Source organism: Halovenus carboxidivorans (genome assembly GCF_009831575.1).
GTDB classification, from domain to species: Archaea; Halobacteriota; Halobacteria; order Halobacteriales; family Haloarculaceae; genus Halovenus; species Halovenus carboxidivorans.
Genome location: NZ_WUUT01000001.1, coordinates 103,188 through 125,915, shown reverse-complemented (window position 1 = coordinate 125,915; position 22,728 = coordinate 103,188). Strand labels below are relative to the sequence as shown.

Sequence of the window (22,728 nt, the reverse complement as noted above, 5' to 3'; positions counted from 1 at the left end):
TCGCGGCCGTCGGATCGTCCTCCGGAAGTCGTCGCGAACCGCCCCGTCATGGCGCACCAACCGGGTGGAACCCGGTGAGTTCGAGTCCTTTCGTCTCCTCCAGACCGAGCGCGATGTTGGCGGCGTGGACCGCCTGCCCGGCCGAGCCTTTCATCATGTTGTCGATGGCCGAGAAAGCGACGACGCGCTTGTTCGAGGCGTCGAGTTCGAAGCCGACCTCCGCGCGGTTCGAGCCCGCGACGGACTTCGGCTCGGGGTAGCGGTAGACGCCGCCACCGCCGGCGACGATGTCCACGAACGGCTCGTCGGCGTACCGGCCCCGATACGCCTGCCAGAGGTCGCTTTTCGAGACCGGTTCGCCGGGGAACAGGTGACAGGTCGCCGAGGCGCCGCGGATCATGTCGACCGCGTGGACCGTAAAGGACACGTCCAGGCCGAGGAACTCCTCGATCTCGGCCTCGTGGCGGTGTCCCGTCGGCGCGTACGGGCGGACGACGCCCGAGCGCTCGGGATGTGAGGACGCTTCGCCGCCGCCGGCGCCGCCCTCGCTCGACCCGACCTTCACGTCGACGACGACCTGCTCGTCACCGGTGAGAATCTCTTCCTCGACCAGCGGGAGCAGGCCGACGATTGTCGCCGTCGCGTTACAGCCGCCGGCGGCGATCAGATCCGCGCCGGGCAACTGCTCGCGGTTCAGTTCGGGTAGCGCGTAGACCGACTCCGCCAGCAGTTCCGGCCGCTCGTGGCCGTCGTACCACTCGTCGTACCGACTCTCCGAGGACAGCCGGAAATCCGCCGAGAGATCCACGACGGTGTCGGCCGCGTCCCGGAAGCGGTCGATGGACTCCATCGAGATGCCGTGTGGCGTCGCGGCGAAGAGCACGTCCACCGACTCCAGTTCCTCGGGGCTGGAGAAGCGCAGATCCAGGTTCCGGAGGTTCGGGTGGGCGTGGCCGACCGTCTTGTTGGTCTTCGAGCGACTCGTGGCCTGGACGACCTCGAACTCGGGGTGGCCGGCGAGCAGGCGGAGCAACTCGCCGCCGGTGAATCCGCTGCCGCCGACGACGCTCGCGGTGTAGGTCATGACTCCACCCCCGCGACGGTGTCTTCCAGCCAGTCGACGACCGCCGCCGGCACGTCCACGTCGGCGGCCTCGTTCAGCGCCTTGAACTCGACGTTGTGGTTGACCTCGTGGACGGTGTATCCGCTCTCGCGGGCATCCTGCCCGCTCGACTGGGAGCCTTGCGGCTCCCCTGTCTCCATGAGGTCGACGCCCAGCAGGCCGCCGCCGACGGCCGCGCTGGCCTCGGCGACGAGTTCGCGGGCCTCGTCGTCCAACTCGAACTCCTCGGTTTCGGCACCCTTGGCGGCGTTGGTCAGCCAGTGGTCGGACTTGCGGACCATCGCGCCGACCGGTTCGCCGTCCAGCGCGACGACGCGGATGTCCCGGCCGGGCTTGTCGACGAACTCCTGAATGTAGAAGACCTTGTGTTCGTAGTGGCCCAGCGTCTCCTTGTGCTCGAAGATGGCCTCGGCCGCGGACTCGGAGTCGAGTTTCGCCATCAGCCGCCCCCACGAGCCGATGACCGGCTTGAGCACGCAGGGGTAGCCGAACCGCTCGACGATGTCCATCGCCGACTCCTTGGTGAACGCCACGTCCGTCGCGGGCGTGGGGACGCCCGCCCGTTCGAGCGCGAGGCTGTTTCTGACCTTGTTCGCACAGATCGCGGCGGTCTCGGCGCTGTTGACGATCGGAATCCCGTAGGCCTCGGCGAACCGCGTGGTGTAGAGACTCCGGCTCGTCGCCAGACAGCGGTCGACGAGCACGTCCACGTCCGCGAAGGCTTCGGGCGGCTCCGAGAGACTGAACGTCTGTTTGCGAACATCGATCTTCTCGATCTCGTGGCCACGGTCCCGCAGTTCCGAGAGTAACAGTTTCTCGTCGCGACGGATCCGTGAGTAACAGATTCCAACGTTCATAGCTGTCTCCGTGCCCGACGGCGGCTGTAACCGCCAGCGCTGGTCACGTCACTCACCCCAGTCTTCTTCCAGCTCCGGCGCTTCCTCCAGTTCGACCGGATCGACGCTGATTACTTCCAGTTCCGCGCCCGTCACCGGGCTGTCGATGATCTCGCCGACTTCGACGTCTGCCGGCACCTCGATTTCCTCGCCTGTGATCGGATCTTCTGCGGTCACTGTGTCTGCCATTGTACTCGCGTATAACGAACGATATTACTTAAACCCGTCGAATATATCACATTGTGTTTAGGTACAGAAACGGCACTAAACGCTTCAAGAGAGGTATTTTGGCAGATCCCGCGAGACTATATCAAATTTTAGGTAATTCGGCCCGGAGGGGCCGGGGCGGTTCAGACATACCGGTTCACCTCCGAGTCGAGCGTCGTCGCCGCCGCCGCTATCGATTCTCGGCGGTCCGCGAGCACCTCCTGGTCCGCGCGGAGGTCCTCACGAACGCGGTCGAGGTGAGCGCGCAGCGCCGCCGGTGCCGGACCGCCCCGGGAGTCACGCATCCGAACGCTCTCCTCGGGGTCGAGTGCGGCCTCGATTGCCTCGCGGTCGGCCACCTCCTCCAGCGACTCGCCGAGTTCGGCCTCGACGGCGGCCCCGATTGCCTCGATGTCGGGGTCGGCCGCCTCGCCGGCCCGTGCCACGATCTCGTGGGCGGTGCGGAACGGAATCCCCGCCTGTGCGAGTCGGTCTGCGACGCCCGTGGCGGTCGAGAAGCCCTCGCCCGCGGCGTCTGCCAGGTCGTCGGCGGGCCACTCCGCGGTGACGACGGCCCCGACCGCGACTTCCGTCGAGGCGGTCACGGAGTCGATGGCGTCGTAGGCGTGGCGGCCGGCGCGCTGGAGGTCGCGGTTGTACGCCCGCGGGAGGCCTTTCAGCGTCGTCAACAGGCCGTTCAACCCCGCCGTCGCGTCGCCGGTCCGCCCCCGGACGAGTTCGAGCGTGTCCGGGTTCTTCTTCTGTGGCATGATACTCGACGTCGAGGCGTACTCGTCGGCGACTTCGACGTGCCCGCGGTTGGCGAACGTCACCACGTCCTCGGCGAGGCCGGACAGCGTCGTCGCGAGCCCCGTCACCGCCGCGGTCGTCTCGACGAGGAAATCCCGCGCCGACGCGCCGTCCATCGCGTTCTCGACCAGGCCGTCGAAGCCCAGCAGTTCGGCGGTGCGCTCGCGGTCGATGTCGAACGGCGTCCCCGCGAAGGCGGCGCCGCCCAGCGGGGACTGGTTGGTTCGTTCGTAGGCATCGATCAGCCGAGCCGTATCACGAGCCAGCGCGCTCTCGTAGGAGCACAGCCAGTGGGCGACGGTCGTCGGTTGTGCTGGCTGGAGGTGGGTGTAGCCGGGCATCACCGTCTCGGTGTGCTCGGCGGCAACGTCCAGCAACTGCTCGCGGGCCTCGACGACCGTCTCGATCAGTTCGAGCACGTCCTCGCGCAGGCGGTATCGGATGCAAGTCGCCACCTCGTCGTTCCGGGAGCGGGCGGTGTGCATCCGTCCGCCCTCCGGGCCGACGCGGTCGATGACCGCCGTCTCGATGGCCTCGTGGACGTCCTCGCCCTCGGGCAGGTCCTCGTGGCCCGCCTGCTCGACCGCCGCGAGTGCTCGCAGAATCTCGCCGGCGGTGTCCGGGCCGATGATCTCCTGCTCGGCGAGCATCACGACGTGGGCGCGGTCGACGGCCAGATCGGCCGCGAAGATCCGCTCGTCGGCCGACAGCGAGGAGAGAAACTCCCGGGCCGGGCCGCCGCTGAACCGTTCGCGGCGGACGACGCTGTCGCCGCCGTCGTCCGCGTCGCCGTGCTCCTCGGGGTCTGTCATGTTACTCGTCGTTCTCGCGGGCGCGTTTCATCGCGCGGTTCGCCAGGCGGGACTGGAAGCCGTGGTACTTCGCGACGCCGGTGGCGTCCTCCTGGGTGATGCCGCCGGTGACGTCCTCCTCGTTGAACGAGGCCGCGCTCTCGCTGTAGACCGCGTACTCGCTCTCGCGGGCGACCGGCCGGCAGTGCCCGCCCTCCAGTTTGACCGTCACCGTCCCGGTGACACGCTCCTGGGTGGTGTCGATGAACCCTTCCAGCGCCCCGACGAGCGGCGCGTCGACGAGACCCTGGTAGCCCTTCTGGGCCCACTGCTGGTCGATCTGCTGTTTGAACTGCCGTTCCTCCTGGGTGAGAACGAGCTGTTCGAGCGCCTCGTGGGCCGTCAGCAGCACCGTCGCGGCCGGGTGCTCGTAGTTCTCACGAACTTTGAGCCCGAGCATCCGGTCTTCCATCATGTCGGTCCGGCCGACGCCGTGAGCACCGGCCCGTTCGTTGAGCGTCTCGATGAGGTCGACCGGCTCGATGGCGGCGCCGTCCAGCGCGACGGGCGTGCCGTCCTCGAACTCCAGTTCCACGAGTTCGGCGTCCTTGCCGCTGGGGTTGTCCGTCCAGTCGTAGATGTCGTCTTCGGGAATCGTCGCCGGATCCTCCAGTTCCGAGCCCTCCACCGACCGGCTCCAGAGGTTCGTGTCGATGCTGTAGCGGCCCTCGGAGCCGCCTTCGACGGGCAGCCCGCGCTCCTGTGCGTACTCGTTTTCCCACTCGCGGGTCAGCCCGAGTTCGCGGACCGGCGCGATGACCTCCATCTCGGAGTCACGCCAGACCGCCTCGAACCGGAGTTGGTCGTTGCCCTTGCCGGTACAGCCGTGCGCCAGCGCCGTGCAGTCGTTCTCGCGAGCGACCTCCAGGATGGCCTCGGCGATGACCGGCCGGGCCAGGGCGGTCCCGAGCGGGTAGCCCTGGTAGGTGGCGTTTGCCTTGACCGAGCGCATACAGAGGTCCGCGAACTCCGCTTTGGCGTCGACGACGTAGTGTTCGAGATCCAGCGCAGCGGCGGTCTCCTCGGCCTCGTCGAACTCCTTTTCGGGCTGGCCGACGTCGACCGTAACGCCGACAACTTCGTCGTAGCCGTATTCTTCTTCGAGCAGCGGTACACAGACTGTGGTGTCGAGCCCACCGGAGAAGGCGAGCGCGACGCGTTCTGATCCTTGTTCTGACATGGTAGCTGTGTCGGGTGAGAGATGTCCGCCCCGGAACCCGACTGTGGGCGGTTGTTGGAAAACGTTTCAGACCGGAGATGAAGTGTGTTGATGCGGGCCTAACGGCCCGGCCGTCGTCGCCGCAGAATGAGAGGCTGTACGGACCCGCGACTGCGAGCCAGGAAGCGATCCTGTGTGTGGGTCCGCGTCATGTAGCTGTCTCTCTTTGTGGCACGTACAAATATCTTCCGAGACTCCGCGTCTTCGAGAGGAGTTCCCACGGTGTCGCTCCGGCCGGACAACACGCTGACGAATCGCCGAGACAGCGTCGTAGCTCCCGGTAACGGGGGGATACGGAGGACAGGCATAACCGTCGTCCGGCCCAACAGTTGGGTGATGTCCGACTCAGAGCACGTACACGAGCAGGTCGACGAATCGGTCGACGAACGCAACATGTGGGCGCGCCGCCGGTGCGAGGGGATCCCGACGAACGAGAATCTGCTGGTCGTCGCCTGTATGGACGAGCGCATCCCCGTCGAGGAGGCCTTGGGGATCGAACTCGGGGACGCACAGATCTACCGCAACGCCGGGGGGAAGGTCACCGACGACGTGATCCGGTCGGCGGCGCTGACGGTGAACTTCTTCGACACGGAGGAGATCATCGTCATCAACCACACCGACTGCGGGATGATGAGCGCGCCCGACGAGGCGATCCGCGACGGCCTCGAAGCCGAGGCCGGCGATCTGGACGAGGTGGATCTGGATCCCTCCCTGCCGGAGTTGAACATCGGTGACGCGGACGTGATGGAGTGGGTCAAGATGACCGACGATATCGACGAAGCCTGCGCCGCACAGGTCGAGTATCTCCGCCAGTCCGAACTCATCCCCGACTCCGTGACGATCACGGGCTACGTCTACGAGGTCGAATCGGGCGAACTCCGCCGTCCCGGCGAGCGCGTCGCCGAGGAGATCAGCGAACGACAGCACTAACGGAAGTTTCTGATCGTATCGAGCAGGCGGCCGGGTAGCTGTGCGCCCTTGACGGTCATCCCGACGACGACCATCAGCGCGTACAGCCCCAGCGTCGACAGCCAGATGATGAGCATCGCGAGCACCGCGAAGCCGCTGCTGAGGAAGTAGAACGCGCCGAGGGTCATGGCGGTGCCGTACAGCAGGACGAGGTACGGCCCCCACCCGGCCGCGTGCCCGCGTCGCGAGCGCTTGCGGACGTATCGTTTCAGGTTGGCTTCGAGTTCGTCGCGGCCGACAGTGCGCTCTTCGAGTCGACGCTCCATCCGGTCAAGTTCGCGCCGGAGTTCGTCGATATCCTCCTGGGTGACACGAGCGCTCACGTCGGGGTCGCGCCGACCGGTCGGTCCGTCGGGATCACCCGAGCCGTCACCGGGGTCGTCGCCGGAGGGGACGTCTCCCGGCGCGCCGGCGGAGGGCGCTGCTGTCCGATCCACGTCGTCGGTCTCACTGTCACCGCGAGGACTATCCTCGTCAGTCGGCCCGTCAGCCTCAGTCATACTCCGTTGCATGCCCTCTCGTAGCGGCCCCTGTTGTAGTTGCCGGTCTTCGTCGCGCTCGGAGCGGACGACGTTGACCGCGGCGCCGAGCAGGATAATCAGCCCGCCGAAGTAAAACCAGATGAGCAACAGCAACACGCCGCCGAGCACGCCGTACAGTTGCAGCGAGCCCGCGTTAGCCGCGTACAGCCCGAATCCGGCACCGAGAACCGTCCAGCCCAGCCCCGCGACGACCGCGCCGGGCAGTGCGTCCCCGGCGCTGATCTCCTGTCCCGGGAAGACGTAGTACATCGGAAAAAACACCGCAGTCAGCACGACGACCAGCCCGAGGGTGCTCGTGATCTCTGCGAAGGGAAGGTCGACCAGCGAGACGACGGCGCCCAACGCGGCGGTCCCGGCGATTGCCAGCCCGATGCCGAGCAACACGAGCAGCGCATCACGGACCTGGTAGGGGAGAGACTTCGGGCTCTTCTCGCCGTAGATCCGCGAGAAGGCGATGTCGAGCCCCCGGAAGACGCGCAATCCACCCCAGAGTAACACGGCGAGACCGACGGCGGTGACGCCGCCGCGCCCGGAGCCACCGACCAGCGTCTCCTCGATGAGATCCGCCGTCGACGGCGTCAGAAACTCGTTGAGCGAGTCCAGCACCTCGGTCGCAATCGCGTCACCGGCGACCGCCGCCGCCACTGTCACGCCGACGATCAACAGCGGCACGATCGAGAGAAACGCGTAGTAGGCTATCGCGGCGGCCAGAAACGGGAGTTGGCGGGTCTGTACAACACCAACGAGCGCGCGCAGATCCGCGGTGACACGTTTGTGGTTCACAGTATCGGTGTGGGACGAGAGTAGTATATACTCTGTCACTACGGACGGTTCGACAGCGATTAGGGGCCTGCTCACGACTGTGTCGATATGGACGACTGGCGTCTCCGCTCACGGCGGGCGACATACATCCTGCTCGTTGGGAGCTTCCTGCTCATCGGACCCGGACTGGCCGGCGTCGGCGCGACCCTCCCGGTCGCGGTCGGGCTAGCAGCGCTCGCGGCCGGACTCTGGGCCGTGCGCGATCAGTTCCGAGCGCTTCCGACCGTCGCCGGCTACGACCTCGGCTGGTACGCCCGGGATAGCTGGCTCGGTGCCGCGGTGTGTGTCCCGGTCGTGCTGGTCGGCCTCGGCGGACCGCCGGCGGAGCTACAGGCCCTCGGCGGATTCGTCGGGCTGGTCGGGATGGTCAACTACTTCCTCAGACCGCTGTACCTGCTCGTCGCCGACGCGCTCTGGCGACTGCTCGGCGGTGCGTGAGTAGCGGTACGGCAGACCGAGATGTCAAATCTGCCACGGCCCGAAAGTATATGTCACGGTATGCCATGCCACAGTACGTAGCATGAGCGAGCGCACCGACCCAGTGGCGGGGGCATCGGCGACCGAGAGACAGTCGTCTTCGGACGGGACGCTCGACGCGACCGGGACTTACGAGACGGCGGAGGGGGTGGTGTTGTACGACACCGAGCGACCGCTCGCGTGGCTCCAGTCCGACCGCGCGTTCGAAATCGGGGAGATGCGGTAAATCAGAACGGATTTTTTGTTCGGCACACTACTGGTGGCCGTGAGCGACCCTTTCGACGGCGATCCGGACGAGTTCTTCGAGCCCGAGGAGTCCGAGACGGAGTACGGCGAGGAGCAACTCGATCCGGACGATCCGTCCGCGCCGTACCAGGAAGGGACGTTCGATACGTCGCCGTCGGTCCCCGAACCGCCCGAGCCGGAGGATCTCAGCGACGTCAGCTACGACGACGTCGACCCGGAACTCCGTCGACTGTTCTGGCGGCTGGTACTGGTCGTCAAGTTCTCGCTGATCAGCCTCACGCTCGGCGCGCTGTTTCTCACGCTCGGAGACAGGCCGACGCTCGGGACGGAACTGCTCGCGTTCGGCGGCGTGCTCGTCGCGTACGGGGCCTACCGGTACCGGACCAGCAAGGCCCGCATCGAGTCCGAGGAGTTCGAGCCGACCGGACAGACAGACGACCCGGACGAGTCGACCCCGGCGACGGAGCATCCGGACCGGGCGAGCGAGTCGGTCGGCCCCGCCCCGACGGGCGGTGACGGCCCGGCCGAACGCGGCCGAGGTGGTGAGTCGTGAGCCGCCGTCCCGTCGAAGACGACTCCGGGACGCGGTATCTGCTGTTGAAACGCTCCAGCGAGTCGAGTCTGGTCCGCAACGTCGAGACCGGCGAGCGCGAACACGTCCCGAACGACCGACTCACCGGCCTCGAAGACGCGTCGGCGCTCGATGCGATCCTCGCGCCGGTTCCCGAGGAGGTTCGGACGCTGCTGTCGGCCGTCCACGACGACCGCGCCCTCGCAGTGTTGCTCGAACTCGACACCGAGGGCCCGATGGGCGTCCGGCAGTTGCTCTCGGCATACGAGTTCTGCGAGAGCGACCTCCACGGACTGCTGGCGGAGTTGCAGGCCGCGGGGCTGATCGAGGAGACCACGGTCGCCGGCGAGCGCGGCTACACCGCCACCGAGACGGCCGCCGACGCGCTCGCACGGCTCACCGAGTAGTTACGTTTTCAGACCGCTCCCGGTCAGCGCCACGACGACATCCTCGTCCGGGGCGACTGCGCCGCGCTCGCGGAGGGAGTCCATCGCCGCCGGCGCGACCGCACAGGTCGGTTCGGTGTACAACCCCTGTCTGTGCAGGCGGTCGTACTCCGCTTCGGTCGTCTCGGCGTCGACCGCGAGCACGTCGCCGCCGCTGCGGTCGACCGCCTCGGTGATCGCCGACCGCTGGACCGGGTCGGTGATCTGGATCCCGTCTGCGAGGCTGTTCTCGCCGGCCGCGGCCGCCTCGCCGTGGCGGCTCTCGACGATCGGCGCGACGCCGGCGGCCTGGACGCCGTAGAGCCGCGGGAGGCCGTCGATCCAGCCCGCCTCGTGCAGTCGGGCGAACCCGCGATACGCGCCGAGAAACAGCGTGCCGTGACCCAGCGGCGTCACGACTGCATCCGGGGCGGTCCAGCCTCGCTGTGCGGCGAGTTCGTACGCGACCGTCGCCGTCCCCTCGAAGAAGGCCGGGTTCCACGCGTGGCTGGCGTACCACGCCGGATCGCCCCCCTCGACGGCGTCGATGCACGCCTCGGTGACGGCGGCCCGGTCGCCCTCGATCCGTCTGACGGTCGCGCCCGTCCGTTCGATGGCCCGGAGTTTGCCGGGTTTGGCGTCCGCGGGCACGAATATCTCGGCGTCGATGCCGGCGCGGGCGGCGTAGGTGGCGATGGCCGCGCCGGCGTTGCCCGAGGAGTCCTCGACGACGCGGTCGACGCCGAGTTCCAGCGCGTGCGAGATGGTCGTCGCCGCGCCGCGGTCCTTGAAGCTCCCGGTCGGAAAGAGCCAGTCGAGTTTGTACTCGACGGCGCGCTCGGGGGCGTCGACCAGCGGCGTCCACCCCTCGCCGAGGGTGACCCGCCGGTCGACCGCGAGCAACTCCTCGAAGGCCCACAGCCCCCGGTCGCGGTCGGGTGCGGGCGGAGAGTCGGCCTCGGGAGCCGGCGGGTCGGCGAACCTGAGCGGGTGGCCGCAGTCACACCGCCACCGATCGGCGGCCGGTTCGAAGCGGGACCCGCAGGACGGGCAGACGTAGGTGGTCTCGGCGCTCATGCTCACCACGCGGATTCGAGCACCGCGAGTAAGTCTTCGGTGGTCGCGTCGAGGTCGGGCGGACAGTTGCCCATCAGCGAGTCGTCTATCGTCGTCTGGGCGACGGCCTCGAGGTCGTCGCGGTCCAGATCGTCGATTTCGCGCAGTTGGGCCGGGAGCGCCAGCGCGTCGCGGACGGTCACCACCTCCTCGACGATGCCGGCGGCCAGGTCGTCGCGGCCGTCGGCGTCGACATCGAAGGCACGGGCGAGCAGGTCGCGGCGGCCGTCGCTGTGCTCGAAGAGATACGCCAGGGCGTGCGGTGCGACCATCGCGTGGGCCGCGCCCTGCTGGACGCTGCTGTGGGCGGTCAGTCCGTGACCGAAGGCGTGAATCAGCGACAGCGTCGTACCGCCCGGCCGTGAGATGCCGTACTGGACGAGGACGATTCCCTCCAAGATGTCGGAACTCGCCCACGATTCCGGCTCGTCCGACAGCGTCGGCAGCGCCTCGGACAGAAGCGAGAGCCCGCGGACCGCGGCGGCGTCGGTCACCGGCGTCGCGTTGGCGGCGTACAGCGATTCGATCCCCTTGTCGAAGCCGTTCATGGCCGACGCCGCGAGAATGTCCCGGGGAGTCGTCTCCAGCAGGTCGGGATCGTAACAGGCCACGGCGGGCATCAGCCGCGGATCCATGATGCCGCCGCCGACCGGCTCGTCGACCAGTCCCTCGGCGGGGTGGGCGGTGATCCCGCCCATGATCGACAGGTCCGCTCCGGCGAGCGTCGTCGGGACGACGGCCATCGGTAGCAGGTCGGCGTCGGGCACCGGGAGGAGACCGCCCGCCTCGAACTGGTCGGCAATGGCCTCGGTGCCGGATTCCGAGGCGGCGACGGCGCTGATCCCCTTGGCCACGTCGAGGCTACTGCCGCCGCCCACGGCGACGAGGGCGTCGGCGTCGAGGTCCGCCGCTCGCCGTGCGCCGTCGAAGACCGTCGAGAGTCGCTTCTTCGGTGTCGTCTCGTCGAAAATCCCCGCGAGTCGGTCTCCGAGACCGTCGGTGATCGGACCCATGACCGCCTCGGTCGATCCGACGGTCTGTCCGCAGACGACCATCGCGCGCTCACAGCCGAGGCCGGCGAGTTCGTCGCTCAGCGCCTCGACACAGCCGCGGCCCTGTCTGATGGTTCCGGGGTCGTACTCGAACCGGTAGGCTCGTTCGTCCATGGCCGTATCTGTCGCGGGCGGAAGATAATACTGGTGTCGGCCGCGGTATCCGGGCCAGGCGACAGCTATTATTGACCAGAGCGGGAACGACTGTACGATGCCCGAGTGCGACTACTGTGCGGACAGTTTCAGCGACGAGGACGCCTATCTCCGCCACCTGGCCGAGGAACACGAGGGGGAGCTGACCCGGATCGACCAGCGGCGGGTCGCTTCGATGCGGGGCGGGTCGGACTCCGGGCCGAGCAACGCCACGATCGGCCTGGCGGGGCTGAGCGTCGTCATGCTCCTGGCGGTCGGGCTGACCGGCTATCTCATCGTCGGCGGCTCGGGCGAGGGGCCGACCGATCAGGGCGCGGTCCACGAACACGGGACGATGGAGATCACCATCGACGGGCAACGGCTCGACCTGACCAGCGCCGAGTTCGCCGGGGCCGACGGAGCCTTTCACTTCCACGGCAACGAGCAACAGGAGTACGGCGCCGCCGTCTGGCACAAACACGCCCGGGGCGTGACCCTCCAGTACGCGCTCGGCACGCTCGGGGTCGAAGTCAACGACGACGGGACGGAACTGACCTACGACGGGACGACCTACAGCGAGGACAACCCCAACACGAGCATCGACATCGAAGTCGACGGTGAGGCCGTCGAACCGGGGACACACGAGGTCGCCGGCGTCGCTGACGAGTCCGCAGCGGCCAACGGCGAGGGGCAGGACATCGTCGTGAACGTGACGACCGGCTGAGTCGCGAAGCGGTTTTGCGGGCGCGGCCGCTACGTGGCCGCGTGCAGGAGTTCGGCTTCGAGCTATCGCTGTGTGCCCACCTCGAACGCCAGCGTGCGGAGGTACTGAGCCGCCAGCTCGGCACCTCCTGTCACGGGGCGCGGGTGATGGACATCGTCGCGGTCGAACCCGGCCCCGAGTTCGACGAGCGAGCCGCGATCACGGAGGAGACGATCCCGCCGGCGGCCATCGAGAGCGCGGTCGGTCCGGGGACCGCCCGCCCCTGGCCGGAGGTCTACGACGGCCACCCCGAACGCGCCGAGGAGGTCTGTGCGGCGGCCGTCGACTGCGGGTTTTTCGAGCGCGAACGACGCGGCGGACAGACGTACGTCCGGCAGACGACCCGCTATCCCGACTGGTACGGCCGTCTGCTCGGCATCGAGAACAAGCCCGACCTTGGGTCGCCCGGCGCGCTCGAACGGCAGTTGCTCACGGACGTGAAACTCGCCCTGCTCGACCAGGTCGTCCTCGCGACCGAATCCTACGTCACGGGGGCACACGAGAACCGAATTCCGGACCCGGTCGGGATCTGGCGGTTCGATCCCGACAGCGGCGAGCGCGAGGTGATCCGCGAACCCGAGCAGCTACCGGTCGGGGAGCCGGGGGTGGAACTGCTCGACCGGCGGAGCGCGCGGACGGATATCGCGGTCGTCACCCCGGAAGAGATCGAGCGCCAGCGCCGCCGCGTCGCCGAGCGGGCCTACGGCAAGGGCTGGCGGAGCTACGATCTGCCGCCGTGCAGCCGGATCGAACCGGACGAGGACGGTCTGCCAATCTGCCCGTGGAAGGGTGGCGTCGTCGACGCGGCACGGACCTGCGGCGAGGACTGCGAGGGGTTCGAGCCGGCCGAGCCACCCGAGATCGATCTCGACGAGATCCGCTCGACGCGGTCGCCGTGGGAGCCGGAGCCGGAGGGGCGACAGCGCCGACAGAGCGGGCTGGATCGGTTTCGGTAGCCGGAGAGGGCCGGGCCTCGACAACCGAGTGTCGTCGGCCAGCGACGCCGTCGGCCGGGACCCCCGCGTCCGAGACCCGGACATCTATGTGCCCGCCGGCCCACGGGTCGGGCATGACACCCGAACCGGCGGTCACGACGGACCGCCACGAAGAGCCCGCCGAACTGTTGGCCGATCTCGTCCGCTTCGAGACGGTCAATCCGCCGGGCGACGAACGCGAGTGTATCGAGTGGATCGACGACCTCCTGTCGGCGTACGGAATCGAGACGGAGACCTACGCCCGCGACCCGGACCGGCCGAACCTGCTGGCCCGGATTCCGGGCGGCGACGCCGCGCCGCTGATGCTGTACGGTCACGTCGACGTGGTTCCGACGACCAACCAGGAGTGGACCCACGATCCGTTCAGCGGGACCCGAGCGGACGGCTACATCTGGGGGCGCGGGACGCTCGACATGAAAGGCGGGGTGGCGATGTACCTCGCGGCCGCCTGTCGGCTCGCGGCCGCGGACACGACCCCGGCCGGAGACGTGCTGGTGTTGATCGTCTCCGACGAGGAGGCCGGCGGCGACGACGGCCTCGGCTGGCTGGTCGAGGAACACCCCGACCTGTTCGAGGACGTGGAGTACGCGCTCGGGGAGTTCGGCGGCTTCGAGTTCGACGTCGCCGGCGCGGAGACCTACCCGATCCAGACCAACGAGAAACAGGTCTGCTGGCTCGAAGCCACCTTCCGGGGCAACAGCGGTCACGCCTCGTTCCCGACGCCGGACACCGCGATGGGGAAGATGGCCCGCTACGTCGAGGCCGTCGACGGGAACCGACTGCCCGTGAACATCACCCCCAGCGCCGAGCAGATGATCGAGTCCATCGCCGAGGAACTCGACGGCGACCGCGCCGAGCAGTTCCGGGGACTGCTCGACCCCGAGCGGACGGACGAGATTCTCGACGAGATGGGCGAGGAGGCCCGGATGTTCGACGCAATCCTGCACAACACCGCCAACGTCACCAAGGTCCACGGCGGCGACAAACAGAACGTCGTCCCCGAGGCGGTGACGGTCTCGCTGGACTGTCGGCTCGTCCCCGGCGAGAAGCCGGAGGACGTGATCGAAGAACTGACCGAACTGACCGGGATGGAACCCGAGTACGAGATCATCCGCTTTGACTCCGGCCCCCCGGCGGCGGATCTGAGCTACTTCGACGAGTTAGCGGAGATTCTCGAATCCGAGACCGGCGCCGTCGCGATTCCGCTGTTGATGGCCGGCGCGACCGACGGCCGCCACCTCGCGGCAGTCGACGTACAGAGCTACGGCTTCACGCCGATGCAGTTGGGCGATCTGCCCTTCCTCGATCTGGTCCACAGCGGCGACGAGCGCATCCCCGCCGAGACGGTCTCCTGGGGCGCGGATCGCGTCTACGAGGCGATCACCGCCTACGACGGCACCGGGGAGTAACGGCGCCAGCGCCTCCGACGGGGCCGCGGAGTGACGGCGGTCGTATCCAAAGACAGTTTATTCCGCAGCCCCTCCTTCTGATATGGCCGTCGCAACCGAGATCCGCGATGGTGTCAAGGCCCGCCCGCTCGCCGTGACCGCCGTGCTGTCGGTGATCGGCTACGTCTTCGTCATCGGCACGTTCGCCGGTGTCTTCGACTTCTATCCGAGTCTCTCGGCTGAGGGGGTCCGGCTGGCGGCACACCTGATCGCGATCATCAACACGCTCGCACTCGTCGCCTTGCTCGCCGGCGTGTACTTCGTCAAGAACGGACAGTACCGGAAACACCGCGCCGCGATGCTGACGGCGTTTTCGCTGATCTTGCTGTTTCTGGCCGTCTACCTGACGAAGGTCGGCGGCGGCTTCGAGCGCGAAATCGTCGGCGCGCCCTCGCTGGTTTACGGCGCATACCTGGTGATGCTCGCGGTCCACATCGTGCTGTCGGTCGTCTCCGTGCCCGTGGTGATCTACGCGGTCGTGCTGGGGCTGACCCACAGTTTCGCGGAACTGAAAGACACCCGTAAGGAACTGGTCGGACGGATCGCCGGCGGGGCGTGGATTCTCAGTCTCGCGCTCGGGATCATCACCTATCTCATGCTCAACCACGTCTACGGTGCCCGACCCCGCGAGCCACGGGGCGAACTGCTCCTGCTGTTGGCCGTGCCCGGAAAGCAGTTCGGGCGGTGGCTCCGAACGTGGCTGAGGGGACTGCGAGAGGGGCGGTCCTGAGAGATCGCGGATTTGAGCCGTCGACGCTCCTACCCGACAGTGTTTAATATATCCGTTTCGTACAGCCGAACTGTAATGTCGGAAGTCTGCTCGACGTGCGGGCTGCCCGAGGAGCTTTGCGTCTGCGAGGACGTGGCCAAAGACTCCCAGGAGATCAACATCCGCATCGACGAGCGCCGTTACGGGAAAGAGGTAACGATCATCGAAGGTTTCGACCCCAACGACGTCGATATGGACAGTCTGTCGTCGGACCTGAAATCGAAGTTCGCGTGCGGGGGGACCGTCGACGACGACCAGATCGAACTCCAGGGCAACCACCTGGGCCGGGTCGAGGATTTCCTCCAAGACAAAGGGTTCAACGTTGCCTAACTAGCATTTTCCGTGGCCGTCGTGCACTGATGCCACCGTGTTGTGCGGACCGCAGTTCTCGACAGCCTCGCCTCCGGCGATCGATCACCGCCTGACAGCGGGCAGTTCAGAGTCTCTCTGTGAGAGCCGACGCGAACCGCTCAACTGCGTCGCCGCGCTGCAGTCCGAGATACGGTTCGATCAGTTCGAGTTCGAGTAACAACAGCCGACCGTCGCGGTCGACCCCGTCGACACGGGCGTACAGCAGGTCGTCGCTGCTTCTGTCGAGTTCGTCCGCCGCGGCAGTGAGTACGTCCCGCGCGTCGTCGAGGATCCCGGCCGGCGGGTCGAACGGTTTCGTCCGACCGCCGAACTGGTTGTGACTGCGGAAATCGTCGGCATCGGGAATCGAGAGCCAGCTGTGGCTGAACTCCCCCGCGATGAAGACCAGCGAGCGCTCGCCATCGGCGATTTCCGGCGCGAACCGCTGGACGAGAACGTCACCGTCGAGAGGCTCTGTCGGCGGATCGCTGGGACTGAATCGGCTCACCTCCTCCGAACTCGTTCCGACTGCCGGCTTCCGGACCGCTTGTGACCAGCCGCGGTCGGCCGCGACCGCCGCCGGAGTACGGTCGGCCGTCCGGTCGAGAAACGCCGTCTCGATTACGGCGACGCCGCGGCGAGCGAGATCCCGCATGTAGAACTTGTGATGGTTCCATCGGAGGCAATCGACGGGATTGAACACCCGCACGTCCGCGTCGGCGACAGTCTCGATCCACTCCCGGAACCGCTCGATCTGGTCGGGGTACCCCCAACACGACCGCACGAGAAGCGCCTCGTACTCGCTCCACCCGTGGTCGGCCGTCCACTGTACCGGGACAGCGTCGACACCCATCTCCTGCAGCGCCGCGAGCAACGCCTGGCCGTCTTCGGTCAACTCCGGTGCAGCCTCACCCGTGACGATTCCCACCCGTGGCTCCGCTGGTGCCATCGCAGGCCGTTCGCGGTCGAGTCAAAAAAATCACACGCGAGCCACGCCGGATCAAAAGAACTTGAACAGGTCGTCACGCTCGGCGTCGTGCAGATGGGTTCGGATCGCGTCGTACAGCGGCTGGACGCTGCCTCGTTTGGCGCTGATCGGCGCAATCGTCTCGTCGTACTGCTGCCACGGCGGGAGGAGTCCGAACCGGTCGGCAATCTCGTTCAGTCGCTCGTCTCTGTCGTCGACCTTGTCCATCTTGTTGACCGCGAGCACCGGCGGGATGCCCACGTCCCGGAAGAAGTGATACAGTTCGACGGTGTGCGGAATCGAGTCCGGCCCGGTGTGGCGGTCGATGATGTCGATTGCGGCCTTGCCGTCGAGAACGATCACGCCGACGAGGATCTGGTCGGCGTACTCCTCGACGTACCGGACGATGTCCGTCCGGATCTCCTCCTGAACGTCCTCGGGAACCCCCTCCATGAATCCGAAGCCGGGGAGATCGGTGAGGACGAAACTCTCGGGTGCCCAGTCGTAGTGGTTCGGCGCGCGGGTCACGCCCGGTCGCTGTCCGGTGTCGAAGGTGTGACCGGTGATCTCCCGCATCAGCGTCGATTTCCCGACGTTGGAACGGCCGGCCAGCACGATTTCGCTGTCCCGGTCCGGTCGTGTCTCGAACATAGCCGTCGCTACGCCGGGCGTCGTGAAAGGTCGTCCGAAACGGAACGCCCCGCAACGGGGCGGAGAATCAGGCGTAGGTCTCTTCGAGGTACTCGACGATGTCGTCGCTCTCGGGCATCCCCTCGATGCCGTTGTCCTTGTCGACGAGCACGGGGACGCCGGTCTGGCCGCTGACCTCCTTCACCTCGTCACGCTCGCTGTGCGAGCGCGGAACCATATGCGACTCGTATTCGAGACCCAGTTCGTCGAGTTTGTCGATTACTTTCGCGCAGTACGGACAGCCTTCGAGTTCGTAGAGTTCGAGATTTGCCATCACCAGCAGTAGGGGAGCCAGCCACAAGTATCGGACGGTACTGTCGGGCTCGCGCACGACCGCCTCACTCGTCGACGAGTTCGACGCCCGTGATCTCGAAGCGCGCACCTCCGGTCTCACTCGCCGTCAGGCGAACGTCCCAGCCGTGTGCGTCCGCAATCTGCTCGACGATAGCCAGCCCGATGCCGGTGCCGTCCGCATCTGTCGAGTACCCGCTCTCGAACACCTGTTTGCTGTCCGCTTCCGGAATCCCCTCACCGTCATCGGCGACGTAGAAACCGGCTTCCTCCGGAAGCGCCCCGACGGTGATCCGAACGCCGTCGGGGCCGTGGGTGACCGCGTTCGTGAGCAGGTTCTCGATCAGGCTCGTGAGTCGGTTACGGTCGGCTTCGAGGACCACCGCGTCCCTGATTTCGATGTCGGCCGCGTCCGACTCGATACCGCTCCAGCAGCGGGAGACGAGATGCTGGAGGTCGATCGGTTCCGTCTCCCCGATGGTATCGCCCTGCTTCGCGAGCGTCAGTAGGTCTTCGATGAACCCGTCCATCCGGTCGAGGGCCTGTTGTGCGTCCCGGAGATGATCGCTGTTGCACTCTTCCATCGCCAGTTCGAGACGGAGAGAGGCGATGCTCAGCGGGTTCCGGAGGTCGTGAGAGACGAAACTGGCGAACTCGTCGAGACGGTCACGCTCCGCCTGGAGTTCCGCCTCCCGGCGCTTGAGTTGCTGGAGTTGGTCAACCCTGGCCAGCGCGGACTGGATCGTGTCCGCCCAGAGGTCGACGCGGGTAACATCTCGGTCGGAGAATGCTCCGGTGGTCCTCGATCCGATGTTCAGGACGCCGAACTCCCCCAGCGGAACGATGAGTTCGCTTCTGATGGAAGTATCGGGGTTGTGGCGGCGCTCGTGGGCGTGCGTGTCGTCGATTTTCCGGATCGTCTGCTCGTCGTAGGCCGCCCAAGAGAGCGACTCGGTGTCGGCGGAGTAGGTCGGAACCTGCCCGATCAGGTCGTCCCCGCGGGTCGTCTGTGCGACCGGTTCGAGTTGCCGGTGTTCGTCCGCCAGCCAGAGACAGGCGACATCGAACTCGAAGACCGTTTCGAGGCTGTCGACGGCGACTTCCGCCACCTCCTCGGGTGTCGTCGCGCGGAGGAGATCACCGGTCGTCTCCTGCAGTTGGTCGAACGTGCTGGCGTACTCGTCGAGTTGCTGTTCGGTACGCTGTCGCTCGGTGACGTCGATGAGGTACCCAATCCGCTCGGCGGTTCCGTCACCGTCTAGTTCGACCGTCTGGCTCAGCACCCATCGAACGCCGCCCGATTTCGTCCTGACGCGGTAGGGATCCCGCGTGAACGACCCCGTCTGGCCGTCGTGCTGGTGTCGGAGAACGCGGCCCCGGTCCTCCTCGTGGACGATGTCTGCGAACCGCAACCGCCCGGAGAGAAATGCTTCGGCGTCGTATCCCAAGACATCAGTGACGTTCGAGGAGACGTAGTTCACCGGCAACCGCGCCGTCTGCTCCCATCTGAACACGACCACGGGGCCGCTCGTGAACAGATCTCGCTCCTCTCTGAGCGCCCGTTCCGCCCGTTTGCGGTCGTCGATGTCGATGTGAATGCCGACCGCCCGCAGCGGCGTTCCGTCGTCGTCGCGCTCGAAAATCTGGCCCACGTCGCGGATCCACTTCCAGTCGCCGCTGGCCGTTCGCATCCGGTGTTCGGTGTCGTAGTATTCGGTCGCTCCGTTTTTGTGCGCCTCCAGGGCCTCCTCGACGGCCGGGAGGTCGTCGGGGTGGACGCGTCGCTCCCACGCGTCGAGGGTCGGGTCGATGTCGTCGAGGGAGTAGCCGAGCATCTCCGCCCACTGCTCGTTGAACTCCACGGCGTCTGTCGTGAGATCCCAGTCCCACACGCCGAGATGTGCGCCCTCGACGGCGAGCTCGAAGCGCTCCTTGAGCGTTCGAATCGTCTCCTCGCGGCGTTTCTGTTCGGTGATGTCGGTCGTGACTCCACAGATAGCAGTGACCTCGCCGCTTTCGTCGTAGACCGGCGACTTCCGCGTCAGGTTGATCTGGACCCCGTCGTCGGTCGGGACCTCCTCGACGGTCTCGACCACGCTGCCGGTTTCGAACACCTCGCGGTCGTCGGCCTGATATTTCTCGATCTGCGCCGGCGGAAACAGGTCCTCGTCGGTGATGTTCGTGATGTCGACGTCGTCGTCGAGAGCGAACAGATCCCGGAAGGCGTCGTTGGCGAGCAGGTACTGTCCCTGCTCGTCTTTGAGAAAGACCACCGCCGACATCGTCTCCAGGACGGCCTCGAACTGGCGGTTCGTCTCGGTGACTTCCTGCCGGTGTCTGTTCGATTCGACCGCGTTCTCGATACGGTTCGCGAGGACGGTAAACTGGTCCGTACCGCCCTGCTTCTGGAGGTAATCCGTCACCCCGGCGGAGATCGCTCGGCTGGCAACTTCCTCCGTCCCCTTACCGGTAAAGAGAATGAACGGGAGGTCCGGGTACTCCGTCCGGACGACTTCGAGCAGTTCGAGCCCGTTCATCCCCGGCAGGTCGTAATCGCTGACGACGCAGTCGACCGCGGTCGCGTCGAGGCAGGGAAGCACCTGTTCCGGGTCGGTCTTCGTGAGAACCTCGAAGGTCTCCCGTTCTCGCGTCAGGACAGTCTGAACGAGATCGCCGAAATTGGAGTCGTCGTCCACGTGCAGGACCGTGACGGAACGAGAGACTGGCATACAGGCCGTTGAATAGCCTGTTATAATAATCGTATGGGTGTGTCAAGGACCGCCACGAGACGGCTGTGATCGACACCGCCGCTGGCGGTGGCTGAGAAATTGAGAAATCGGAGTCGCTGGAAGCGACGAGTTCGTTACTGTCGAACGACGTTCGCTGCGCGTGGGCCTTTCGGGGAGGACTCGATGTCGAATTCGACTTCGGTCCCTTCCGTCAGATCCTCACCGCCGACATCCTCCATGTGGAAGAAGACATCTTCGTCTTCGTCGAGGTCGCCGTCGTCAGTCGAGATGAAACCGTAACCGCCTGTGTCGTTGAAGAAATCAACCTTACCGTGTGCCATTACACCCAAACGTTGGCCGCCACCGGGGATAACCCTTCCGAGGGTCGCGGTACCACGGGGCGACACGGAGACATCTGTCCGCGAGCCGGGACTCAGCCGGCGGTGGGCACCAATCCCGATGGTTACAAACAGCCGGCGGGCAAACTGCGGATATGGATAGCGCCGAACTGCTCGACACGCTCGAACAGGAGTTACAGACCGAACTCTCCCGACTCGGCTCCTCGAAGTCGCTGTACGCCGACACCGAGGGCGAGATGGACGCCGACCCCATCCTCCGGGCGGCCGCCGACAGCGCCGCGACCGCAATCGAGACCTTCGAGGGATGGGAAGGGGAGGTGTTCGCCGACGCCGCCGAGTACCTGCGCGAACAGTACGCCGACCTCGTCGACGAACTCGGCGAGCACGAGGCCGGCGACCCGCCGGCGGTCGTCGAGGCGCTGGGAGACGCCGAGGGGGAGATCGAACGTCTCGGCGCGACCGTCGGCTGGTCGCTGGTCGTCGAGCGCAAGAGCACGCAGTCGAGCGGCTACTTCACCGGTCAGGCACAGCCAGGGACCGCGAGCACGTTCCGCTCGTTCGGCGACGACTACGAGGCGATCCGGGAGGCCGCGCTGGACGCTATCGACGACGCCTGCGACTCCGACGAGGAGTACGAGCAGGCGGAAGACGGAGCGACAGCGGTGATCGAGGCCGCCTACGACGAGTACTTCGAGACGCTTGAGTCGCTGGGGATGAATCCCAAGCCGGTCTGTTGATCAGCCACCGAATCCGACGGTTTCGGCGTCTTCCAACGCCCGCTCGCTGGCTTCGTCGATGTCGAACTCTCTGACAATCTCGCCGTCGCGGATGAGCGGCTTCAGCAGCGGTTCGCCGTCCTCCGGGCCGTCGCGGTCGGCCAGACCGATGTGGTGGCCGCCGTCGGGCGTCCGGTAGACCTGTTTTCGGCCGTCGAGTTTCCCGCGCTTGGCCGCGGGTTCGCCCTCGCGTTCGACGATATCCAGGGCGAAATCCAGCGGGTCGGCGTCGGTCATGTGACTGCCGACGCCGAAGCCGTCGACGAGATCCCGGAGTTCGCGGATCGACTCGGGATCGATCCCGCCGCTGACGAAGATACCGACGTCCTCGTGGCCGCGGGCGTCGAGTTTCCAGCGGAGTTCCCGGAGGATGTGTCTGAAGTCACCCCGCCGCGAGGAGGTGGTGTCGATCCGGACGCTGTCGAGGTCGTCGATGGCCGCAATCGCCCGCAACGACTCCTCGACCTCGTCGGAGTAGGTGTCACAGAGGGCGATCCGGGGAACGTCCGGATCGACGCCCTCGTCGAAGGCCCGCCAGGCCTGCTCCTGGTTGCCGCGGCCGAAGGAGATGATAAGCGCGTGCGGCATCGTCCCGCCGGCCTCTCGGCCGAGGGTCTCTGCCCCGGCGACGTTCGAGATGCCGTCCAGGCCCGCGACGAGCGCGGCGCGTTCGAGCATCGGCGCGAGGGCGGGATGGATGTGTCTGCTCCCGAAACTCAACACCAGCGAGTCGGGGCCGGCGACGCGGGTTTCCAGACCCGCGGTCGCCATCCCGGTCGGATGGGAGAGAAAGCCGAGCAGGGCGGTTTCGAGCCGACAGAATTCGAGATACGGCCCCTCGATTCGCATCACCGGGCCGCCGTCGAACAGCCGTCCTTCCCTGAGAGCGTCGACGTCGACGGCACGGCCCGCGAGCAGATGGGCGGCGTCCTCGATCCCGGCGAAGAGGTTCCAGTCGCCGCTGGGAAACTGCGAGGCGGTCACCTCCGCGACGACGTGGGGGTTGTTGCCGGCGTGTTCCAGCGCCTCGACGGTGCGGTCGAAGTAGGCGTCGGTGGCATCCCCCGCCGCAATCGTCTCCGGCGAGAGCATATCGAAACTCGTCATACCGAACCGTTCGGCAGGTATCGTG

Annotated in this window: 25 protein-coding genes; 11 read left to right on the top strand and 14 right to left on the bottom strand. The window is 66.7% G+C overall.

The genetic code is table 11. The features are described from left to right. Nucleotides 1–46: 46 nt before the first annotated feature. From argC to GRX03_RS00580, 5 genes are all read right to left on the bottom strand, one after another. Nucleotides 47–1,084: an N-acetyl-gamma-glutamyl-phosphate reductase gene (gene argC / locus GRX03_RS00600; RefSeq protein WP_159762270.1), complete on the bottom strand. Its 1,038-nt coding sequence runs from the start codon at nucleotides 1,082–1,084 to the stop codon at nucleotides 47–49. Next, nucleotides 1,081–1,980 (bottom strand): lysine biosynthesis protein LysX, encoded by a 900-nt coding sequence (gene lysX, locus GRX03_RS00595; RefSeq protein WP_159762269.1) that lies wholly within the window; start codon nucleotides 1,978–1,980, stop codon nucleotides 1,081–1,083. The genes argC and lysX overlap by 4 nt, the downstream gene beginning before the upstream one ends. Nucleotides 1,981–2,028: 48 nt before the next feature. Continuing rightward, nucleotides 2,029–2,208, bottom strand: coding sequence for a lysine biosynthesis protein LysW (gene lysW / locus GRX03_RS00590; protein ID WP_159762268.1), 180 nt, complete (start codon nucleotides 2,206–2,208; stop codon nucleotides 2,029–2,031). A gap of 161 nt (nucleotides 2,209–2,369) precedes the next feature. Beyond that, the gene (gene argH, locus GRX03_RS00585; protein ID WP_159762267.1) at nucleotides 2,370–3,848 is read right to left on the bottom strand and encodes an argininosuccinate lyase; all 1,479 of its coding nucleotides are present in this window, start codon (nucleotides 3,846–3,848) and stop codon (nucleotides 2,370–2,372) included. Nucleotide 3,849: 1 nt separating this feature from the next. Continuing rightward, on the bottom strand, nucleotides 3,850–5,067 hold the full coding sequence (locus tag GRX03_RS00580; RefSeq protein ID WP_159762266.1) for an argininosuccinate synthase: 1,218 nt from the start codon (nucleotides 5,065–5,067) through the stop codon (nucleotides 3,850–3,852). 375 nt (nucleotides 5,068–5,442) lie between these two features. Between GRX03_RS00580 and GRX03_RS00575 the strand changes: the two genes are divergently transcribed. Beyond that, nucleotides 5,443–6,036: a beta-class carbonic anhydrase gene (locus GRX03_RS00575; RefSeq protein ID WP_159762265.1), complete on the top strand. Its 594-nt coding sequence runs from the start codon at nucleotides 5,443–5,445 to the stop codon at nucleotides 6,034–6,036. Here GRX03_RS00575 and GRX03_RS00570 read toward each other — a convergent pair. Beyond that, nucleotides 6,033–7,400 carry a YhjD/YihY/BrkB family envelope integrity protein gene (locus GRX03_RS00570; protein ID WP_368277884.1) on the bottom strand — a complete coding sequence of 456 codons (1,368 nt, stop codon included), beginning with the start codon at nucleotides 7,398–7,400 and terminating at the stop codon, nucleotides 6,033–6,035. The two genes, GRX03_RS00575 and GRX03_RS00570, sit on opposite strands and share 4 nt — an antisense overlap. 87 nt (nucleotides 7,401–7,487) lie before the next feature. Between GRX03_RS00570 and GRX03_RS00565 the strand changes: the two genes are divergently transcribed. The 4 genes from GRX03_RS00565 (at nucleotide 7,488) to GRX03_RS00550 (ending at nucleotide 9,140) form a co-directional block, all read left to right on the top strand. Then, on the top strand, nucleotides 7,488–7,877 hold the full coding sequence (locus tag GRX03_RS00565) for a hypothetical protein (protein WP_159762264.1): 390 nt from the start codon (nucleotides 7,488–7,490) through the stop codon (nucleotides 7,875–7,877). Nucleotides 7,878–7,959: 82 nt separating this feature from the next. Then, nucleotides 7,960–8,142 (top strand): DUF7331 family protein, encoded by a 183-nt coding sequence (locus GRX03_RS00560; protein WP_159762263.1) that lies wholly within the window; start codon nucleotides 7,960–7,962, stop codon nucleotides 8,140–8,142. Nucleotides 8,143–8,181: 39 nt separating this feature from the next. Next, on the top strand, nucleotides 8,182–8,715 hold the full coding sequence (locus GRX03_RS00555; RefSeq protein WP_159762262.1) for a DUF7322 domain-containing protein: 534 nt from the start codon (nucleotides 8,182–8,184) through the stop codon (nucleotides 8,713–8,715). Then, nucleotides 8,712–9,140: a DUF7346 family protein gene (locus tag GRX03_RS00550; RefSeq protein ID WP_368277883.1), complete on the top strand. Its 429-nt coding sequence runs from the start codon at nucleotides 8,712–8,714 to the stop codon at nucleotides 9,138–9,140. Before GRX03_RS00555 ends, GRX03_RS00550 begins: the two co-directional genes overlap by 4 nt. Here the strand turns inward: GRX03_RS00550 and GRX03_RS00545 are convergent, their stop codons facing one another. Continuing rightward, entirely contained in the window at nucleotides 9,141–10,235 is a 1,095-nt protein-coding gene (locus tag GRX03_RS00545) for a pyridoxal-phosphate dependent enzyme (RefSeq protein ID WP_159762261.1), read from the bottom strand. It lies immediately after the preceding gene. A 2-nt stretch (nucleotides 10,236–10,237) separates the two neighbouring features. Continuing rightward, on the bottom strand, nucleotides 10,238–11,440 hold the full coding sequence (locus tag GRX03_RS00540; protein WP_159762260.1) for an iron-containing alcohol dehydrogenase family protein: 1,203 nt from the start codon (nucleotides 11,438–11,440) through the stop codon (nucleotides 10,238–10,240). A gap of 97 nt (nucleotides 11,441–11,537) precedes the next feature. Between GRX03_RS00540 and GRX03_RS00535 the strand changes: the two genes are divergently transcribed. From GRX03_RS00535 to yciH, 5 genes are all read left to right on the top strand, one after another. Next, nucleotides 11,538–12,182, top strand: coding sequence for a hypothetical protein (locus tag GRX03_RS00535; protein ID WP_159762259.1), 645 nt, complete (start codon nucleotides 11,538–11,540; stop codon nucleotides 12,180–12,182). A gap of 41 nt (nucleotides 12,183–12,223) precedes the next feature. Then, nucleotides 12,224–13,177 (top strand): DUF5787 family protein, encoded by a 954-nt coding sequence (locus GRX03_RS00530; RefSeq protein ID WP_368277882.1) that lies wholly within the window; start codon nucleotides 12,224–12,226, stop codon nucleotides 13,175–13,177. Between the two features lie 113 nt (nucleotides 13,178–13,290). Beyond that, entirely contained in the window at nucleotides 13,291–14,625 is a 1,335-nt protein-coding gene (locus tag GRX03_RS00525) for a M20/M25/M40 family metallo-hydrolase (RefSeq protein WP_159762257.1), read from the top strand. 82 nt (nucleotides 14,626–14,707) lie between these two features. Beyond that, nucleotides 14,708–15,394, top strand: a complete 687-nt coding sequence (locus tag GRX03_RS00520; protein WP_159762256.1) for a DUF420 domain-containing protein — start codon at nucleotides 14,708–14,710, stop codon at nucleotides 15,392–15,394. 75 nt (nucleotides 15,395–15,469) lie between these two features. Beyond that, nucleotides 15,470–15,763 (top strand): stress response translation initiation inhibitor YciH, encoded by a 294-nt coding sequence (gene yciH, locus GRX03_RS00515; RefSeq protein WP_159762255.1) that lies wholly within the window; start codon nucleotides 15,470–15,472, stop codon nucleotides 15,761–15,763. A gap of 106 nt (nucleotides 15,764–15,869) precedes the next feature. On the opposite strand, the gene GRX03_RS00510 is transcribed toward yciH, so the two are convergent. The 5 genes from GRX03_RS00510 to GRX03_RS00490 all read right to left on the bottom strand — a co-directional run bounded on the left by GRX03_RS00510 (nucleotide 15,870) and on the right by GRX03_RS00490 (nucleotide 20,802). Further along, nucleotides 15,870–16,733 (bottom strand): ATP-grasp domain-containing protein, encoded by an 864-nt coding sequence (locus tag GRX03_RS00510; RefSeq protein ID WP_159762254.1) that lies wholly within the window; start codon nucleotides 16,731–16,733, stop codon nucleotides 15,870–15,872. A gap of 51 nt (nucleotides 16,734–16,784) precedes the next feature. After that, complete coding sequence (gene engB, locus GRX03_RS00505) at nucleotides 16,785–17,402, bottom strand: GTP-binding protein EngB (RefSeq protein ID WP_159762253.1); 618 nt, start codon at nucleotides 17,400–17,402, stop codon at nucleotides 16,785–16,787. Nucleotides 17,403–17,469: 67 nt separating this feature from the next. After that, on the bottom strand, nucleotides 17,470–17,715 hold the full coding sequence (locus GRX03_RS00500; protein ID WP_159762252.1) for a glutathione S-transferase N-terminal domain-containing protein: 246 nt from the start codon (nucleotides 17,713–17,715) through the stop codon (nucleotides 17,470–17,472). Nucleotides 17,716–17,779: 64 nt separating this feature from the next. Continuing rightward, a complete protein-coding gene (locus tag GRX03_RS00495) occupies nucleotides 17,780–20,461 on the bottom strand; it encodes a PAS domain-containing protein (RefSeq protein ID WP_159762251.1) in 2,682 nt (893 codons plus the stop codon). A gap of 134 nt (nucleotides 20,462–20,595) precedes the next feature. After that, entirely contained in the window at nucleotides 20,596–20,802 is a 207-nt protein-coding gene (locus tag GRX03_RS00490) for a cold-shock protein (RefSeq protein ID WP_159762250.1), read from the bottom strand. A 152-nt stretch (nucleotides 20,803–20,954) separates the two neighbouring features. On the opposite strand from GRX03_RS00490, the gene GRX03_RS00485 reads away from it, so the two are divergent. Further along, entirely contained in the window at nucleotides 20,955–21,557 is a 603-nt protein-coding gene (locus GRX03_RS00485; RefSeq protein WP_159762249.1) for a rubrerythrin family protein, read from the top strand. On the opposite strand, the gene GRX03_RS00480 is transcribed toward GRX03_RS00485, so the two are convergent. Beyond that, a complete protein-coding gene (locus GRX03_RS00480) occupies nucleotides 21,558–22,703 on the bottom strand; it encodes a nicotinate phosphoribosyltransferase (protein WP_159762248.1) in 1,146 nt (381 codons plus the stop codon). It abuts the gene before it with no gap. Between the last annotated feature and the right edge of the window lie 25 nt (nucleotides 22,704–22,728).